This window comes from Deinococcota bacterium (assembly GCA_030858465.1).
Classification (GTDB): Bacteria; Deinococcota; Deinococci; order Deinococcales; family Trueperaceae; genus JALZLY01.
The window spans coordinates 1-18,006 of sequence record JALZLY010000212.1 but is presented as its reverse complement, the minus strand read 5'-3'; the positions used below and the strand labels follow the sequence as shown (position 1 = coordinate 18,006).

At 66.8% G+C, this 18,006-nt stretch carries 18 protein-coding genes; 12 read left to right on the top strand and 6 right to left on the bottom strand.

Annotated features, from left to right (window positions below; translation table 11 throughout):
• Positions 1-18: 18 nt before the first annotated feature.
• Together M3498_10735 and lhgO are read left to right on the top strand one after the other, a co-directional pair.
• Positions 19-555, top strand: coding sequence for a gamma carbonic anhydrase family protein (locus M3498_10735; protein MDQ3459757.1), 537 nt, complete (start codon positions 19-21; stop codon positions 553-555).
• Positions 555-1,769, top strand: a complete 1,215-nt coding sequence (lhgO, locus tag M3498_10730) for an L-2-hydroxyglutarate oxidase (protein ID MDQ3459756.1) — start codon at positions 555-557, stop codon at positions 1,767-1,769. The genes M3498_10735 and lhgO overlap by 1 nt, the downstream gene beginning before the upstream one ends.
• A gap of 39 nt (positions 1,770-1,808) precedes the next feature.
• On the opposite strand, the gene M3498_10725 is transcribed toward lhgO, so the two are convergent.
• The 4 genes from M3498_10725 to M3498_10710 all read right to left on the bottom strand — a co-directional run bounded on the left by M3498_10725 (position 1,809) and on the right by M3498_10710 (position 4,522).
• A complete protein-coding gene (locus tag M3498_10725; GenBank protein MDQ3459755.1) occupies positions 1,809-2,612 on the bottom strand; it encodes an ABC transporter permease in 804 nt (267 codons plus the stop codon).
• Positions 2,599-3,603, bottom strand: a complete 1,005-nt coding sequence (locus tag M3498_10720) for an ABC transporter ATP-binding protein (GenBank protein ID MDQ3459754.1) — start codon at positions 3,601-3,603, stop codon at positions 2,599-2,601. Before M3498_10720 ends, M3498_10725 begins: the two co-directional genes overlap by 14 nt.
• Before the next feature lies 1 nt (position 3,604).
• Positions 3,605-3,829 carry a hypothetical protein gene (locus M3498_10715; protein ID MDQ3459753.1) on the bottom strand — a complete coding sequence of 75 codons (225 nt, stop codon included), beginning with the start codon at positions 3,827-3,829 and terminating at the stop codon, positions 3,605-3,607.
• Between the two features lie 540 nt (positions 3,830-4,369).
• On the bottom strand, positions 4,370-4,522 hold the full coding sequence (locus M3498_10710) for a hypothetical protein (protein MDQ3459752.1): 153 nt from the start codon (positions 4,520-4,522) through the stop codon (positions 4,370-4,372).
• 472 nt (positions 4,523-4,994) lie between these two features.
• On the opposite strand from M3498_10710, the gene M3498_10705 reads away from it, so the two are divergent.
• Both M3498_10705 and M3498_10700 read left to right on the top strand, forming a co-directional pair.
• Positions 4,995-6,137 carry a Gfo/Idh/MocA family oxidoreductase gene (locus M3498_10705; protein ID MDQ3459751.1) on the top strand — a complete coding sequence of 381 codons (1,143 nt, stop codon included), beginning with the start codon at positions 4,995-4,997 and terminating at the stop codon, positions 6,135-6,137.
• A 169-nt stretch (positions 6,138-6,306) separates the two neighbouring features.
• Complete coding sequence (locus tag M3498_10700; GenBank protein MDQ3459750.1) at positions 6,307-8,241, top strand: DUF2207 domain-containing protein; 1,935 nt, start codon at positions 6,307-6,309, stop codon at positions 8,239-8,241.
• Between the two features lie 19 nt (positions 8,242-8,260).
• Here M3498_10700 and M3498_10695 read toward each other — a convergent pair whose 3' ends face one another.
• Complete coding sequence (locus M3498_10695; GenBank protein MDQ3459749.1) at positions 8,261-9,058, bottom strand: Cof-type HAD-IIB family hydrolase; 798 nt, start codon at positions 9,056-9,058, stop codon at positions 8,261-8,263.
• A gap of 156 nt (positions 9,059-9,214) precedes the next feature.
• On the opposite strand from M3498_10695, the gene M3498_10690 reads away from it, so the two are divergent.
• Complete coding sequence (locus M3498_10690) at positions 9,215-9,820, top strand: TetR/AcrR family transcriptional regulator (GenBank protein MDQ3459748.1); 606 nt, start codon at positions 9,215-9,217, stop codon at positions 9,818-9,820.
• Here the strand turns inward: M3498_10690 and M3498_10685 are convergent.
• Entirely contained in the window at positions 9,817-11,307 is a 1,491-nt protein-coding gene (locus M3498_10685) for an aldehyde dehydrogenase family protein (GenBank protein ID MDQ3459747.1), read from the bottom strand. The two genes, M3498_10690 and M3498_10685, sit on opposite strands and share 4 nt — an antisense overlap.
• A gap of 329 nt (positions 11,308-11,636) precedes the next feature.
• Here M3498_10685 and M3498_10680 point away from each other — a divergent pair, with 329 nt between their 5' ends.
• The 7 genes from M3498_10680 to M3498_10650 form a co-directional block, all read left to right on the top strand.
• Positions 11,637-13,013: an NAD(P)-dependent oxidoreductase gene (locus M3498_10680; protein MDQ3459746.1), complete on the top strand. Its 1,377-nt coding sequence runs from the start codon at positions 11,637-11,639 to the stop codon at positions 13,011-13,013.
• A 22-nt stretch (positions 13,014-13,035) separates the two neighbouring features.
• A complete protein-coding gene (locus M3498_10675) occupies positions 13,036-13,536 on the top strand; it encodes a DUF29 domain-containing protein (GenBank protein MDQ3459745.1) in 501 nt (166 codons plus the stop codon).
• Entirely contained in the window at positions 13,533-13,997 is a 465-nt protein-coding gene (locus tag M3498_10670) for a DUF29 domain-containing protein (protein ID MDQ3459744.1), read from the top strand. The genes M3498_10675 and M3498_10670 overlap by 4 nt, the downstream gene beginning before the upstream one ends.
• 4 nt (positions 13,998-14,001) lie before the next feature.
• Complete coding sequence (gene preA, locus M3498_10665; GenBank protein MDQ3459743.1) at positions 14,002-15,357, top strand: NAD-dependent dihydropyrimidine dehydrogenase subunit PreA; 1,356 nt, start codon at positions 14,002-14,004, stop codon at positions 15,355-15,357.
• Positions 15,358-15,410: 53 nt separating this feature from the next.
• Positions 15,411-16,787 carry a dihydropyrimidinase gene (gene hydA, locus M3498_10660; GenBank protein MDQ3459742.1) on the top strand — a complete coding sequence of 459 codons (1,377 nt, stop codon included), beginning with the start codon at positions 15,411-15,413 and terminating at the stop codon, positions 16,785-16,787.
• A gap of 190 nt (positions 16,788-16,977) precedes the next feature.
• On the top strand, positions 16,978-17,730 hold the full coding sequence (locus M3498_10655; GenBank protein ID MDQ3459741.1) for an ABC transporter ATP-binding protein: 753 nt from the start codon (positions 16,978-16,980) through the stop codon (positions 17,728-17,730).
• On the top strand, positions 17,731-18,006 hold a 276-nt coding region (locus tag M3498_10650; GenBank protein ID MDQ3459740.1), incomplete at its 3' end, for a hypothetical protein.

The following is an 18,006-nucleotide window of genomic DNA, read 5'->3' as shown; positions in this document are numbered from 1 at the left end:
AGGCATCCCGGCGCCACCATACTCAGCTTCGAAGGCCACAGCCCCGACATTTCCCCCAGCGCCTTTGTCGCCCCCGGCGTGACGCTCATCGGCAAAGTGCGACTGGAAGCTCGAGCCGGCATCTGGTACGGCAGCATCTTGCGCGGCGACAACGATGACATCGTGATCGGTGAGGAGAGCAACGTTCAAGACGCTTCGGTGTTGCACACCAATATCGGCTTCCCCACCATCCTTGGGAAGCGCGTCACTGTCGGTCATGGCGCCATCATTCACGGCGCCACGCTCGAGGATGACGTCCTCGTCGGCATGCGCGCGGTCGTCCTAGACGGCGCCGTGATTGGCACGCAGTCGCTCGTCGCGGCCGGCGCCATCGTCACCCCCGGCACCCAAATTCCACCGCGCTCACTTGTGGTCGGTATGCCGGCAAAAGTCTTGCGCGAGGTGCGTGACAAGGACCTCGCCGTGATCCAGCGGACCCCAGATTCTTACGTCGATAAGGCGAGGCGGCACCGTGACGCCGTCGCAGCGCAGCTTGGCAGCGGGGAGATGAGCTAGTGACGGCGCGTCACAGCGACGTCCTCGTCCTGGGCGGCGGCATCGTCGGGCTCGCCACCGCTCTGGCCTTCAGCCACCGTCACCCGGGCGCCCGGGTGACGGTGTTGGAGAAGGAGGCGCGGGTGGCGCGCCACCAGACCGGCAACAATTCAGGTGTGGTCCACGCCGGCATCTACTACCGGCCCGGCTCGCTCAAGGCTCGCCTCTGCCTCGAGGGCGTGCGGCTCATGAGCGACTTCTGCCACGAGCACGGCCTCGCCTATGACCGCTGCGGCAAGGTGATCGTGGCCACCAGCGAAGGCGAGGTCCAGGGTCTTAAGGACCTGCTCGAGCGCGCCCGGGCGAACGGCGTTCCGGGCGTGCGCGCTATCGATCAAAGCGAGCTCCGCGAGCTCGAGCCGCACGCGGCGGGACTGGCCGCGCTGCACTCGCCCAACACCGCCATCGTGGATTACGGGCGAATCGCCGTGAAGATGGCCGAGCTCATCGCTCGAGGCGGCGGCAAGGTATGCACCGGCGCGCGCGTCACCGCCATACGCAGAGACGCCAGCCAGGTGACCGTGAAGACCACGCGGGGGGATTTCAGCGCGGATTACCTGATCAACTGCGGAGGCCTCTACAGCGACCACCTCGCCCGCATGGACGGCCTCGAGCCCAAGGTTATGATCGTGCCGTTTCGTGGCGAGTACTACTTCTTGAAACCCGAGAGACGCTCCCTCGTCAGGGGCCTCATCTACCCCGTCGCGGACCCCAAGCTGCCCTTTTTGGGGGTGCACTTCACCAAGACGGTCGGCGGCAACGTGGAGGCCGGTCCCAACGCGGTGCTCGGCTGGAGGCGGGAGGGCTACAGCTACCGTCACCTTGACGTCCGTGAGCTCGGCGAGGCGCTGCGCTTTCCGGGCTTTTGGAAGTTGGCGGGGCGGTTCTGGAGGGTGGGGATGTTCGAGTACGCGCGCTCGTTCAGCAAGGCGCTCTTCGTGAGGTCGCTGCGCAAGCTCGTGCCGGAGGTCGGCTACGATGACCTGGTGCGCGCGGGCGCGGGCGTCCGCGCCCAGGCTATCGACGCGCAGGGCAACCTCCTCGACGACTTCGTCCTCGAGGCGACCGACCGCTCGCTCCACGTCCTGAACGCCCCCTCACCCGCCGCCACCGCCTCGCTCGCCATCGGCGCGGAGATCACCCGCCGGCTCGAGCAGCTCGCCTCTCGCGGCTGATACGGCCAAGCGTAAGAGGCAGGGCAACTCGAAGCAACCCTAGTAGTGCCCCAACAGCCCCCGCCGCATGGCCAGCGCCTCGCAGCGGCGAAAGACCAGGAGGCCGAGGGCGAAGTAGACGAGCGCGTTGGCAACGAGCGAGAGCCAATCGCCGGCGCTGAAGCTCGCCAGGCCGAGCCCCTGGGTCATCACCCCGCGGACCATGTCCACGCCCTTGACGAAGGGGGCGAGCTCGAGGGGCGGCAAGGCCGAAATGGACACGAAGGTGAGGCCGAAAAAGACGAACTGGACGATCTGAAGAAAGGCCTGGATCTGCTTGTAGAGGATCGACAGCCCGGCGATCATGAAGCCGATGCCGACCATGCTTAAGAGCGTAAAGAGCATGATCGGGGCGATGCTGAGGAGGTCCAAGTTGAGCCACTGCCGCGCCGTCAGCATGCTGAGCACGAGCAGGGCGGCCATGATGACCAGGTGGATCAGGATGCTGCCGGTCATGCGCGCCAGCATGATCTTCCAGGTGCCCACGGGCGACATGTAGAGCTGCTCCAGGGTGCCCCGCATCGCCTCGTTCGAAATCTCCCAGCCGATGCCCTGCATGGCGATGATGGCCAGGAACCAGAAGGCGTAGGAGACGATGGCGTAGGCGACGTTGGCGTCGAAGCTGACCGGGTCGCCGCCGAAGCGCAGGCCGAAAAAGATGGCCAGGAAAAAGGCGTAGAAGGTGAGAATCATGCTGATGGTGTTGGGCAGGTAGCGCCACAGCTCGAGGGCGACCTTGCGGATGTTGGCGGCCATGACGTTGAGCATGGGGATTTCGGGCAGGCCGACTTTAGGAAAGGACACGGTTGTCCCCCCTGACGAGCTGGCGGAAGACGGCCTCGAAGTTGATGCTGGTGCGGTCGATGCTCTCCACCGGGGTATGATTGCGGCGCAGGATGTCCATGAGCGCGTAGATGTCGGTGTCCTGCTCGAGGGTCACCTTGAGCAGGAGGTCGAGCGTGAAGTCATGGCCGCTACAGGCCGGAAAGCGGAGCGCCAGGAGCCGCCGCTGCTCCGCGCCGAGCGGCCGGCCCAGGCGGATCTCGTAGGCGCGCGTCTCGAAGAGGCGCAGGAGGTTGCTGACCTTGTCGTCCACCACCACCCGCCCGGCGCTGATGATGACGGCGCGCTCGCAGAGGTCTTGGACGACGGGCATGTCGTGGGTGCTGACGATGACGGTGCGGCCCTCCAAGGCGATCTGACGGAGGAGCTCGCGGACCTCGTAGCCCGTCTCCACGTCGAGGCCCAGGGTGGGCTCGTCGAGCAGGACGACCTCGGTCCCGGCGAGCATGGCCACGGCGACGGCGAGCTTCTGCTGCATACCGCGGCTGAGGTTGTTGACGAGCTCGCCCGCCTTGTCCTGCAGGCGAAACCCCTCCAGCAGGCCGTCGATCTGCTCCTTCGCCTCGCGCCGCGACCTGCCCCGGTTGCCCGCGAAGTACTCGAGGTTTTCCCGCACCGTGAGCCGCCAGTAGAGGTTGCGGTTGCCCTCCAAGACGGCGCTGATGTGGCGCAGGGCCTTTAGGCGCTCGCGCCGGGTGTCGTAGCCGTTCACCAAGACGCTGCCCGCATCGGCTTGCAGGAGACCGCAGACCAGCTTGATGGTGGTGGTCTTGCCCGCGCCGTTCGGCCCCAAAAGCCCCAGGATCTCGCCGCGCCGCACCGTGAAGGAGACGCCGTCTACGGCCTTCAGGGCTTCCTTTTTGCGCTTGGGATAGCGCTTGACGAGATCCCTGACCTCGACGATGGGCGCCGCGCTCTCCGGACCTTCTGGGCTTGCAGCAGTAAGCGCCACGCTAGGCCCGGAGCCTCGGCAGACCCGTCAGCTGGGGCATAGCCGTTTGGGGCATAGCCGTTTGAGGCCTGGCCTCGAGCCGGTCGGCCAAGAGGCGCAGGCCGGCCGCGAGTCGCCAGCGGAGCAGCGCGCGGGGGAGCCTGTGCGCCACCTCGGCCTCGCGCCGGTAGCGCTCGAGCTTATCGGCGTTCGCGCGGTTGACGGCCTCATCACATCCTAAGCACATGGTCCAACCTCCTTGACATAACTATAGGATTTATCTCATACATTGTCAAGCCTTAGCTTATAGAATGTAAAGGATGTTGAGCAATCGAACGTCCGCGGGCCGTTGCGACGGGCTCGTTCCTATCGCATCATAGGCTTAGATTCAAGAATGGGCTTAGATTCAAGAGAGAGCTTAGATTCAAGAGGGAGAAGGTGGGCGAGGAGCGCATGAAGGTGACGGACGCCAGGGCGGCGCGCGTGCTCATCGGCAAACGGAGCGCTGGCCTGTCGATCCCTTCTGAGCGTTACCGTTGAAGAGCTCGCTTAGCTTTCTACTCGACGAAACTTTGCCGCTACGACGAGAGGAGCCCGGACCTGTCGTACGCAGGTCCGGGCTCCTTGGCTGGGAGGCGCTAGCCTCGCAGCGCATGCCGCGCTTCACTTCTGCAGTCGGGCTCGAGGCGGCTCCGGGCGGCGAGTTCCGCCGCGCAGGGTGAGGGAGACAGGGCCGTCTCCTTTCGAGCCTCGGACCCTATGAGGGCTTTGACCCAAAGGGCCCGGGTCAGGCTCGGTTGGTCCAGTGGAAGAGGATGCGGGGCTGGCGTTCGCGGTCGGGATAGCGGGTCTGGTTCAGCCGCTGGGCCTTGGTGTTGCGCTGAAGGTCGCTGACGCGGTCTTTGGCGAGACGCATAAACGGATCGTGGATGGTGAACATGACCTAACTCCTTTGTGCATAGAGGGCTATGGCTGAGGGCGATAAAAAAATCCCGGCGGAAGGCGCGCCGAGGAGGGTCTCAGGGATGAGGCCGCAGCTCAGCTCAGATGGACCCCGGGGGCCGGGTCTCGGTCCGGGCGGCTCCTACAGGCGCAGGGGGAGCGAAAGAACGAAGGATCATGTTGAACGGCTTGACGGGGTCGATAGGATGGATTCGGTTCACCTGGCACCTGCCTCTCCGCTCGAGCTGAGCTACAATGAATATAGCACCTAGTCCCTGAATATGCAAGAGGGTATACAACAGTAATGTAGGCCAAAATGGGTGCACTTCACAAGGCGGCTCGAGGCGGCGGCGGGCGTGGTGCGCGTAAGGGCTTGGTGCGCGTAAGATGGTAAGCAGTGCAGCAACCACCCTGCTCGTTGACTCAGGGAGGCGGTCCTAACGGGCAGGGGTGAATCGACGGAAGGCAGCGTGAGCGACGTGACGAAGCAAGAGCCAGGATCGGCAGGGACCGAGACGGTCAGGGTCGGCATCATCGGCAGCGGCAACATCAGCGGGGCCTATCTCAAGGCCTGCCGGCTCTTTAAGATCTTGGAGATCGCCGCCATCAGCGACCTCGTCCCCGCGCGGGCCGAGGCCAAGGCCGCCGAGCACGGGGTGCCCAGGGCCGTCACGGTAGAGAGCATGCTGGCCGACTCGGACATCGACATCGTCGTCAACCTGACCGTGCCCAGTGCCCACGCCAGCGTGAGCATGGCCGCGCTCGAGGCCGGCAAGGCGGTCTACAGCGAGAAGCCGCTGGCGATCACGCGGGCGGACGGCGCGAGGCTCCTGGCGCTGGCGCAGGAGAGGGGTCTGAGGCTCGGCTGCGCACCCGACACCTTTTTGGGCGGCGGCCTGCAGACCTGCCGCAAGCTGATCGACGAGGGAGCGATCGGCCGGCCCCTGGCCGCGACCGCCTTTATGATGTCGCGCGGCCCGGAGTCCTGGCACCCCGACCCCGCCTTTTTCTACGGGCTGGGCGCCGGGCCGATGTTTGACATGGGGCCCTACTACCTGACCGCGCTCGTCCACCTCCTGGGGCCGGTCGCGCGCGTGACGGGCTCGGCGGTGATCAGCCTGAAGGAGCGGACCGTCAGCTCGGCGCCGCTGGCGGGCACGGTCATCCGGCCCGAGACGCCGACGCACGTCACCGGCCTCTTGGACTTCGCATCGGGGGCGGTGGCGACGCTCATCACCTCCTTCGACGTGGTCGCCTCGGAGCTGCCCCGCCTCGAGGTCTACGGCAGCGAAGGCAGCCTGAGCGTGCCCGATCCCAACACCTTCGGCGGGCCCGTGCGCCTGCGGAGAGCGGGCGAGAAGGCCTGGCGCGAACTCCCTCTCAGCCACTCCTACACCGAGAACAGCCGCGGCATCGGCGTGGCCGACATGGCCCACGCCATGCGTTCTAGCCGGCCGCAGCGGGCGGGCGGCGAGTTGGCCTATCACGTATTGGACGCCATGCAGTCGGTCTTGGAGGCGGCCGAGGGGCGGACGTTCATCGAGCTGACGAGCCGCTGCGAGCGGCCGGCGCCCCTCGTCGCCGAACTGCCGGTGGGCGTTCTCGACGGTTAGGGTTGGCCCAGCGGCTCGAGCAGGCCCTTTTCGGGCACGACCACGCGCCGCGCTCCACTCGAGCCTCGAGCCGCACGTCGATGACCCGCACCCTCACGGGCACTTTCGGGGCTTCAACCCAGCAGCACGGCGAGGCGAACCCACACGCCTTAGGCTGTAGACTGGCGGCATGCGCAGGTTCTTCCTTGCCCTCTTGCTGCTCTCCAACCTCGCCTTCGCCCAGAGCTACCGGCTCGAGCGCGTCGAGCAGGACGTTTTCCTGCAAGCGGACGGCAGCGCGCGTGTTCTAGACATGCAGGCGTTTCGCTTCGACGGCGACTTTCGAGGCAGTCGCTACGGGCTCGAGGTCGAGCCGGCGCCGGGCGGCACCGTGCGCTTCGAGGGCGTCGAGGCGCTGGACGGCAGACCCGTTCGGTGGCGGGTCAGCGGCAACGAGATCGAATGGGAGGTCGACGCCTTAAACGAGACCCGCAGCTTCCGCCTGGGCTACGTGCTCAGCCGCGAGGTCGAGGTGGCCGAGGACGCCGCCCAGTTCGACCGCTTCGTGCTCGACCCCGAACACGAGCACATCGACCACTACCTGCTCCGCATCCACCCGCCCGCGCCGAGCCCTGAGGGTTTCAGGGTCTTCGTCTTTACCGGCCAGGGCCGCATCGGCACGCTTGACTTCGCCGACGACATGAGCGTCGCCACCGTCAGCCTGTCCCCCGTCGGCGAGGGCGAGTTCGTGCGCGCCCGGGTGATCGTGGACGCGGCCAACTTCAGCGTCCGGACGCAAGAGGGACGGTGGCTCGAGCCCTGGCTGGCCGAGGCCAGAGAGGAGACGCGCGGCTTCAGGGAGGAGTCGCAGCGGCAGCTCGAGGACGAAGGTCGCGTCACCTCTCCCCCGCCCTCGAGCCTGTGGCTCGTCCTGGTCTGGGGCGCGGTGGCCGGCCTGGGCCTCTGGCTCCTTCTCGCCTACCGCGACTTCGGCCGCGAGCCCGAGATAGCGGATGTCGGCCCCTACTACCGCGAGCCCGCCGAGGAGATTCCCCCGGCCGCCGTGCCCTTCGTGATCACCCAGAGCGACCCCGGCCTGCAGGCGGCGAGCCCGGCCATCGCCGCGACGCTGCTGGACTTCGCGCGGCGCGGCTACTTGGAGATCGAGACCCAAGACAGCCCCGGCTTTTTGGGCCTGGGCCGCTCGCAGACCGTCTACTACCGTCTGGCGCGCGAGCCCGAGGGCTTGACACCCTTTGAGGCGGAGCTGTGGAAGGCCTTTCGCGGTGCGGCGCAGGGCTCGACCGCCGGGTCGCTGGGCGGCCTGTTCCAACTCGCCGGCGGCAGAGCGTCCGGGCCCAACAGCGACCCGGCGGTCTTCGACGCCGCCGACCTGCGCCGCTACTTCGAGTCGCGGCCGAGCTTTGGGCGGGGCTGGATCCAGGCGCCGCGGCGCTGGTACGAGGCTGGCCACGGCAAGCTCCTCGACCCCAGCAGCGGCCGGCGCGCCGCGCCTATCATCAGCCTCTCTTTCGTGATGGCGGCGCTCTTTGGCTTCGCGGCCTTTTCCCTCTTCGCGCTTCACCCCGGCTTCGGCCTGCACCTCGTCCTGGCCGCGGCGCTCTGTATCTTCATGGGCCTCACCGCCGGCTTCAGCCTGAAGCGCTGGACGCCCGACAAGCTCTTAAACGCCCGGCGCTGGGAGGCCTATCGCCGCTTTCTCGCGGATTTTTCAATGATGCGCGAGGCGCCCGCCGAGCACTACCAGCTCTGGGACTACCACTTCGTCTACGCCACCGCCCTGGGCGTCAGCAAAGAGTACCTGCGCAACCTGCAAGAGCTGATGAAGCTCGAGCCCGACAAGTTCACGGCGCCGCTGTGGTTGGCCGGGGGCCGGGGCGTGGCCATGAACCAGATCAGCAGCCTTGGCACCCTGGACAGCCTGAGCCGCAGCCTCAACACCCTCTCGCAGATCGAAACCAACCTGGGCAACTTGAACCAGGCCCTCTCGCCTCAGGCCAAGACCGGCGGCGGCTTCGGCGGCTCGAGCAGCGGGGGCGGTTCTCGGGGCGGCGGCTTCAGCGGCGGTCCCCGGGGCGGCGGCGGCGGCCGCGGCATGCGCTGAAGCGCCGGGCCCCAAGGGCTTAGCCGCGACTCGGTCCTGCCGCCACCTCGAGCAGGTTTTCCTCTATCCACTCGGCCACGCCGTAAGCCTCGGGCTCGCGGATGTGCTCGTCGGCCAGGGCGAGCACGTCTTCGTGGGCGAAGCCCACCGCCACACCGCGCCCCGCCCATGCGATCATGCTCACGTCGTTGACGCCGTCGCCAAAGGCCACCGTCTCGCCCCTGTCGTAGCCGAGCGCCGCCGCGATGAGCGCCAGGGCCGAGCCCTTGTCGGCGTCGGCGGCGGTGATCTCCAGGTACCTGTCCTCCCACAGGTAATAGGTGAGGCCCGGCAGGCTGCCTAAGAGCTCGCGGTGCATCTCGCTCACGCCGTCCTCGCAGGCGAAGACGAACTTGTCGGCGGGCTCGTCACGGTAGCTCCCCAAGGCGACGAGCTCGTGCTCCAGGGTGTGCGCCCACTTCCAGCGCTCGTCGGCGGGGTCGCGCACGAAGAGCTTGTTGTGCGCCGAGCAGGACGACTCGAGGCCGGGGATGTGGCCGTAGCGCCGCAGCAGGTCCTGCACGGTGCCGGCCTCGAGCACGCTCTGGCGCAGGAGCTCGCCGTCCTTGCCGACGACGCGCGCGCCGTGGTTGGTGCTGTAGGGGCCGCTGACCGCCAGGAGGTCCAGGAACTCTCTAGCCGAGGCCTCGCTGCGGCCGGTCAGGACGGTGACGGCGTGGCCCGCCTCGCGCGCGGCGGCGATGCTGCGCCTGACCCGGTCGGGCAGGCGGTAGTCGGAGGTGACGACGGTCTTGTCGAGGTCGAAGGCGAGCAGCATAGCCCAGTCTACGACGAAGGGCTCACCTGCGCGCGTCCGCAAGCCTACGGATGAGGGAGAGTGAGGGAGAGGCAAAAGTACTTATACACGCCCGGCGCCTTGGCGGATGTCAGCCAGCGCCCCCGGCGCGAGGAGACTTTTCTTTAGACTACAGTCATGATCTTGCCGCGCAACGGCGAAGCCACCCAAGGACGGCTCATGGACGCCGCCCTGGACCTCTACGCCCAGCGCGGTTACGCCGGCACCTGCCTGGACGCCATCCTCACTTCCGCCTCCTCGTCCAAGGGCGCCTTCTACCACCACTTCGACTCCAAGGAGGCGCTCACCGCGCAGGCCGTCACGGTTCACTGGAACTACGTCGTGGAGCTCTTGCAGAGGGCCTGGCAAGGCAAGCCGGACAGCGACAACAAGCTCACCGCCCTGCTCCTAGAACTCAAAAGCGCCTACTACAGCCGCTCCGGCGGCTGCCCGTTGGGGCTCCTCGGCTTCGAGTCGCGCAGCCTGCCGCCGCAGGTGCAAGAGGCGCTCACCCGCGGCCTCGAGCGCTGGACGGTCGCTCTCGCCGCCATGCTGCGCGAGCTCGGCATCGAGAGCCGCAAGCAGGCCCGCGACCTCGCCCAGCAGCTCTTCGTCGTGTTCGAGGGCGGCATCCTGATCGAGCGCATGAGCGGCCTCTCGACCGCCCTCGAGCTGGGCCTGGCCGGTTGGCAAAAGGACGTGCAAGACGCGCTCGAGGGCGTAGGCGAGAGCCGGGCCGCCTAGCGGATCAGCGCTCTGTCGCCGCTGCCCGAAAAATTCACGAAGACCGTCTTGAGTTCGGTAAAAAAGTTGAGCCCCTCCTCGCCCATCTCCCTGGGGCCGACGCCGGTGGCCTTGGAGCCGCCGAAGGGCAACTGCGCCTCGCCGCCGATGGTCGGCTCGTTGACGTGGACCATGCCGACCTCGGCCTCTTCGATAAAGCGCATCGCCGTCGTTACGTCCTGGGTGAAGATCGACGCGGCCAGGCCGAAGTCGACGCCGTTGGCCGCGCGGACGGCTTCCTCGAAGGTGCGCGCCTCGCTGACCGCCAGGACCGGCCCGAACACCTCCTCCTGAAAGATGCGCATCTCGGGGCCCACCCCGTCGAAGATGGTCGGCTCGACGAAGTAGCCGCCGCTTATGTCCCTCGGCTTGCCGCCGCAGACCAGCCTGGCGCCTTCGTCCTTGGCGGCGGCGATGTAGCGGAGGTCCGTCTCGAACTGCCCCCTGTCCACCGCCGGCGCGAGGTCGCTCGCCTCGTCCAAGCCGGGGCCGAGCCGGAGGGCCTGGGCCTTGGCGACGAGGCGCTCGAGAAGTTCCTCCTTGACTTCGGGCGACACGATGACCCTCGAGGTCGCCGTGCAGCGCTGGCCCGTCGCGCCAAAGGCACCGCCGACGATGGCGTTCACCGCCGCCTCCAGGTCGGCGTCGGCCATGACGATAAGGGCATTCTTGCCGCCCATCTCGCAGGTCACGCGGACGCCGCGCTTAGCCGCCCGCTCGTTCAAGGCCATGCCCACGCCGTTCGAGCCCGTAAAGGACAGCGCCTTCACCCGCGGGTCGTCGACGATGGCGTTGCCCACCTCGCTGCCCGGGCCCACCACCATGTTGGCGACGCCCGGGGGCAAGCCCGCCTCCGCCAGGATCTCCATGAAGATCGCGGCCGTGCCCGGCGTCAGGCTGGCGGGTTTGAAGACGACGGTGTTGCCCGCGACCAGGGCCGGCGCCATCTTCCAGACGGGAATCGCCCAGGGAAAGTTCCAGGGGGTGATGAGCCCGACCACGCCCAAGGGGCGGCGGATGGTGTAGGTCTGGGTGTCCCTGACCTCGCTGGGGGTGGTCCGGCCGCCCACACGGTAACCCTCGCCGGCGTAGTACTCGAGCAGCGAGATGCCCTTGACGACCTCGCCGCGCGACTCGCGCAGGACCTTGCCCTCCTCCAAGCTCATGACGCGGGCAATCTCGGCTAGGCGCCGGCGGGCGATGTCAGCCGCCCGCCACAGCACCCGGCCGCGCTCGGGCGCGGGCGTGTCCCGCCAGCCCCGAAGGGCCTCCGCCGCGACCGCTATGGCGCGAAGCGCATCCTGCCTCGTCGCCGCCGGAAAGTCCGCCACCACCTCGTCCGGCCGGGCGGGGTTGACCACCCTTATCCTGCTCTTTGAGCGCGGCAGAACCCACGCGCCGCCGATATAGCAGCCTTCCCTTATCCCGACCCCAGCCTCTACGCTCATCTACGTCCTCCTGTCGTCGCTCTAGGCTCGTCGCTTCAACCCTCATCCCAGTCTAAACCAGAGGAGACGCACTCCCGTGAGGGGCAAGCCGCTTTACAAGACCGCGTCGGCGCGGGTATCATGGCAGAACTTTATACAGAGGGTTGCAAGCGAGGTCTTGCAGCGGTTCAGGGGTGGCGAGGTAAGCTCGAGCGTGAGGGAAGAGGAGCGCGTATGGTGGATATGACCGAGGTCGGCCTCTGGGGCCTGTCCAGCTTCGAGGCCGGTGACGGGGGCACGGCCAACGCAGCCGTTCTCGTCAGCGAAGCCGGCGGCATGGTGGCGCGCTGATGGAAGGAAGCCGCCTGAGCCTCGCCCAACTCAGCGAGCGCTTTACCGAGCTCAAGCCGCCCATGAGCAAGAACGAGGCGCGCGTCGAGGCCGACCGCTGCCTCTACTGCTATGACGCCCCCTGCATCAAGGCCTGTCCGACGAGCATCGACGTGCCCACCTTTATCAGGAAGATCGCCACCGGCAACGTGCTCGGCTCGGCCACCACCATCCTTACCGCCAACCTGATGGGCGCGAGCTGCTCGAGGGTCTGCCCCGTCGAGGAGCTCTGCGAGGGGGCCTGCGTCTTGGGCGCCGACCACAAGCCCATCGAGATCGGCCGCTTGCAGCGCTACGCGATGGACTATATCTACGAGCGGGGCACGGTGCCCTTTACGCCCGCGCCCAAGAACGGCCGCAGGGTCGCCGTCGTCGGCGCGGGGCCCGCCGGGCTCTCTTGCGCGGGCGAGCTCGCCAAGCTCGGCTACGAGGTGACCGTCTTCGAGAAGAACGGCCTGCCGGGCGGCCTCTCCAGCTACGGCATCGTGGTGATGCGCGAGCCCCTCCGCGTCGCCTTGGAGGAGGTGGACTTTGTTAAAAAGCTCGGGGTGGAGGTGAGGACGGGCGTCCACATCGGCAGGGACATCGGCGCGGACGAGCTCTTGGGCGGCTACGACGCCGTCTTTATCGGCGCGGGCATGGGCCGGGTGCCGGACATGGGCATCCCCGGCGAGGACTTGGACGGCGTCACCGAGGCGCTCTCCTTCATCGCCGAGACCAAGCTGGCGGAAGGGGAAGGCTTGGCGCGCCTCGCTAGGCTTCCCATCGGCCGCAAGGTGGCGGTGATCGGCGCCGGCAACACCGCCGTCGACGCCGCCACCATCGCCAAGCGCCTGGGGGCGGAGGGGGTGCAGATCGTCTACCGCCGCACCGAAAGGGAGATGACCGCCTACGACTTCGAGTACCGCTTCATCAAGAACGAAGGCGTCGAGTTTCGCTTTCTGACCCAGCCGGTCGAGGTCGTCGGCGAGAACGGGCGGGTAACGGGGCTCAGGTGCGTGCAGATGAAGCTCGGCGCACCCGGCCCCGATGGGCGGCCCCAGCCCGAGCCCATTCCCGGCAGCGACTACGTCTTGGAGTGCGACCAGGTGATCAAGGCCATCGGTCAGGAGAAGCTCACGGGCCTCTTCGCGGCTTTTGGCCTGGCGTTGGGGCGCGGCTTCGTCGAGGTGGACCCAGGGACGCTGCAGACGTCCAACCCCAAGGTCTTCGCGGGCGGCGACTGCGTGCGCTCGGTCGGCGCGGCGATGACGGTGACGGCGGCCGAGGACGGCAAGGTGGCGGCCAAGGGCATTCACGGCTGGCTGGGGTCGCGGGCGGCACTGGCCACGGACTAAGATGAGCCATGACTGATGAGCCATGACTAAGGCAACCCTTCCCAAGCTTGAAACCGGTCTCTACGACGAGGACTTCGCGCTGTGGCTCGAGCAGCAGGTCACGCTCTTGCGCGAGGGGCGCTTCGACAATTTGGACATGGACAACTTGCTCGAGGAGGTCGAGGCCATAGGGCGCAGCGACAAACGCGAGGTGCAAAATCGGCTCATCGTGCTCCTGGCTCACCTGCTCAAGTACCAATTTCAGGCCAATCGACGTTCACGTAGCTGGCAAGCAACGATTGGTGAACAGCGCCGGCAGCTCGAGCTGATATTCAAAGACAGTCCAAGCTTATTGAAACAGCACGCTCCCGCTGTCCTGGCCGAGAGCTATGGCTACGCGAGACGCCAAGCTCAGGACGAAACAGGGCTTGCGCCCGAGACCTTTCCTGAAGCCTGCCCTTACACCCTCGAGCAACTCCTAGACGAGGACTTCCTAGCGGAGGCACAAGCCCTGGCGGCAAAGGAAGGTGAGGCGAAGCCATGAGCAGGGCGACCTTAGCTAAAATAACAGCTGACCTTTACGAGCAGGACTTTAACTTATGGCTCAAGCGACAAGCCGAGCTCTTGCACGAAGGACATTTTGAAGAGCTTGACCTTGAAAACCTGATCGAGGAGGTTCAAGACATCGGCAAGCGTGACAAGCGTGAAGTCAAGAATCGCCTCATCGTGCTTTTGACCCATCTGCTCAAACACCAGTACCAGCCCAATAAGCGGACGCGCAGCTGGCTCGACACCATCGACGAGCAGCGGAGTCAACTCGGCTATATCTTTGAAGACAGTCCAAGTCTCAAGGCGCACTATGCACCTGCCATTCTCGACACGTGTTACGAAGCGGCGAGCAACAAAGCGAAAAGGCAGACGGGCTTGCCGGTCACCACCTTTCCCGCGAGCTGCCCCTACAGCCTCGAGCAGGCCCTCGACCCGGACTTCTTGCCGGAAGGATAAAACTATGGCCGACCTCAGCATCGACTTCGCGGGCATCAAGAGCCCCAACCCCTTCTGGCTGGCCTCGGCGCCGCCGACGAACAGCGCCTATCAGGTGAACAAGGCCTTTGAGCAGGGCTGGGGCGGCGCGGTCTGGAAGACCATCGGCGCGCCGGTCCTTAACGTCTGCAACCGCTACGGCGGCTTCGAGCACGGCGGGCAGAAGCTTGTGGCCATCAACAACGTCGAGCTGATCTCCGACCGGCCGCTCGAGGTCAACCTCCGCGAAATTGCCGAGGTAAAGGCGCTCTGGCCCGACCGCGCCGTGATCGTCTCGGCGATGGTCGCGTCCGACCCCGAGGCCTGGCACGACATCGTCAGGCGCATCGAGGACAGCGGCGCCGACGGCATCGAGCTCAACTACGGCTGCCCCCACGGCATGAGCGAGCGCGGCATGGGCGCGGCGGTCGGCCAGGTGCCCGAGTACTGTAAGGTGATCACCGAGTGGGTGACCTCGGTCGCGCGGATTCCCGTCATCGTCAAGCTGACGCCCAACGTCACCGACATCACCTTGCCCGCCCAAGCGGCGGTAGCGGGCAAGGCCGACGCCTTGAGCCTGATCAACACCATCAACTCGGTCATCGGCGTGGACCTGGACAATTTCAAGCTCAAGCCCAACATCGGCGGCAAGGGCGGACACGGCGGCTACGCGGGCCCGGCGGTGCGGCCCATCGCCCTGCACCTCTTGTCGTCGGTTGCAGGCGACGCGAAAGTGCGGGGGGCGGGCCTGCCAATTTCCGGCATGGGCGGCATCCAGACCTGGCGCGACGCGGCGGAGTTCCTGCTCCTGGGCGCCACCAGCCTGCAGATCTGCACGGCGGTGATGCACTACGGCTTTAGGATCATCGACGACCTCAGCGACGGCCTGTCGAACTGGCTCGACGAGAAGGGCGCCGCCTCGGTGCAAGAGGTCGTCGGCGCCTCCCTGCCGAGGATCTCCGACTTCGGCGGCTTCGACCTGTCGTTCAGGAGCATCGCCAAGATCGACCCCGAGCTCTGCATCCACTGCAACCTCTGCTTCGTCGCCTGCGACGAGGGCGCGCACCAGTGCATCGACCTCATGCTGGACGGTCAGAAGGTCGAGCCCGGCCTCAGTCTGAACGGCAGCAAACCGCAGCCCGTGGTGCGCGAGGACGACTGCGTGGGCTGCGCGCTGTGCTCGCTCGTCTGCCCGGTCGAGGGTTGCATCACCATGGTTTCAGTGGAGCCGGAGCGGCCGCCCATCACCTGGCGAGAGCTGAGCGAGCGGGCGCCCGAGGTAACGACCGACTGGGACGAGATGGAAAGATATCGCAGCGAGGTTGGCATCGACATTCATTGAACATTCATTGAAGGAGCCATCAGCCGTCGGCTGACCGCTATGAAGGGGGTTTCGTGACGACACTCATCAAGAACGGCACCATCGTGACCGCCGGCGACACCACCAGGGCCGACCTGCTCGTCGAGGGCGACAAGATCAGCAAGATCGGCGTGAAGCTCACCGACAAGGCCGATAGCGTCGTGGATGCTCGCGGCCATTACGTCATTCCCGGCGGCATCGACGTGCACACGCACCTCGACATGCCCTTCGGCGGCACCGTCTCGAACGACGACTTCAAGACCGGGCACATTGCCGCGGCCTTTGGCGGGACGACCAGCCACATCGACTTCTGCATCCAGAGCAAGGGGCAGAGCTTCGCCGACGCGCTCGAGACCTGGCACGGCAAGGCGCGGGACAAGGCCGGCGTCGACTACGGCTTTCACGTCGCCATCACCGACCTGAATGACAGGGCGATGCGCGAGCTGCCCAGCCTGCCCGAACAGGGAGTCTCCTCCATCAAGCTCTTCATGGCCTATAAGGGCACCCTGATGGTCGACGACGAGACGCTCTTTCGCGCGATGCAGGTGGCCGCCGGCAGCGGCGTCCTGACCATGGTCCACGCCGAGAACGGCGACGTGATCGACGTGCTGGTCAGAGACGCGCTCGCAGGGGGCCACACCGAGCCCGTCTGGCACGCGCGCACCCGGCCCCACCTGGCCGAGGCCGAGGCGACGGGCCGGGCGGTGGCCCTGGCCGGGATGGCGGACGCCGCCCTCTACGTGGTGCATATGACCTGCGCCTCGGCGGTCGAGCAGCTCAGGCTGGGCCAGTGGAAAGGGCTGAACGTCCACGGCGAAACCTGCACCCAGTACTTCTTCATGACCGAGCGCGACCTGGCCAGGCCCGGCTTCGAGGGCGCCAAGTACGTCTGCTCGCCGCCCATGCGCACCAAGGCCGACGGTGAGGCGCTGTGGGAAGCGGTCGCGGACGGCACCTTGGAGATCGTCTCCACCGACCACTGCGTCTTCAACATGAAGGGCCAAAAGGACCTCGGCCGAGACGACTTCTCGAAGATTCCCAACGGCGTGCCCGGCATCGAGGACCGGATGATGATGCTCTACGACCAGGGCGTGCGCAAGGGGCGCCTGACGCTCAACCGCTGGGTGGAGCTGACCGCCACCAACCCCGCCAAGCGCTTCGGCCTCTACCCCTACAAGGGCACGGTGGCCGTAGGCGCCGACGCCGACCTGGTCCTCTGGAACCCCAAGGGCAAAAAGACCATCAGCGCCGAGACCCACCACATGAACGTGGACTACAACCTCTACGAGGGCCGCACCGTCACCGGCCTGCCCGCCAAGGTGTGGAGCCGGGGCGAGCTCATCGTCGACGAGGGCGCCTGGCTGGGCGAGGCCGGCCGGGGGCAGTTTCTGCACCGGGACAAGGTCTACTGAGGGCCGGTCTCGCTGCTCCCCTTGAGGGACGCCGAGCCCGAAGAGCCGGCGAAGCGGGATGTTTGGCAAGCCCCTATAATGACCTGAGCTGTAAAACCCCGTGGAGCCTTCCTTGACCCTGCCGCAAACCCAGCCCAAGCTCGAGACCGCGCCCAGTCGCGACGCCGTTATCGCTATGTACGGCCTCAACATGGTCTTTCGCGGCCGGGGCAGCGAGACGGTGGCCCTCAAAGACGCCGACCTCGAGGTCCGTGACGGCGAGTTCATCAGCCTGATCGGCCCCTCGGGTTGCGGCAAGACGACCTTGCTCAGGCTGATCGCCGACCTGGAGACGCCGACCTCGGGCGAGCTGCTGGTGGCCGGCAAGACGCCCCGGCAGGCACGGCTCGCGCGCGAGTACGGCTACGTCTTCCAGGCGCCGGTCCTCTACGAATGGCGCACGGTCTTGGGCAACGTGATGCTGCCTTTGGAGATCATGAACTTCTCCAGGGGCGAGCGCCGGGAGCGGGCGGCGCGGCTCCTGGACATGGTCGGCCTGGGGGACTTTCACCGCCAGTACCCCTGGCAGCTCTCGGGCGGGATGCAGCAGCGCGTGTCGATCGCCCGCGCCCTGGCCTTCGACCCCAAGCTGCTCCTCATGGACGAGCCCTTCGGCGCGCTCGACGAGATCACCCGCGAGGCGATGAACCTAGAACTCCTCAGGCTCTGGCGTGAAACCGGCAAGACCGTCGTCTTCGTCACCCACTCGATCGCCGAGGCGGTGTTCCTGTCGAGCCGCGTCGTGGTGATGACGCCGCGGCCGGGCAAGATCGAAACGGTCGTCGAGGTGGACCTGCCCTACCCCAGGGGCGTAAAGACGCGCGAGTCGAGGCGGTTTTTCGACCTCACCACCCTGGTGCGCGAGGCCCTGAGGCGCGGCCACGGCGACGAGGGAGATCTGTAAGTGGCGCCATCACAGGGAACCGGGCTGCGCCGCGCCCTGCCCGTCCTCGTGATGCTGTTCATCGTCACCCTGCTGGGCTATCCCTTCGCGCTCGTGCTCGGCCTGCCCTTGGCGCTACGCGACATGCGCGATTTGAGAAAATGGGAGCGGGAGACCGTCGTCGCGCAGCCCCCACTCGACCTCTCGAGCCCGGGCCAACTTCGCTTTCCCGGCGCAGCGCGGCGGGGCGTCCTGATCTGGGAGGAGGCGCCGCTGGCGCTCGACTACGTGCAGGAA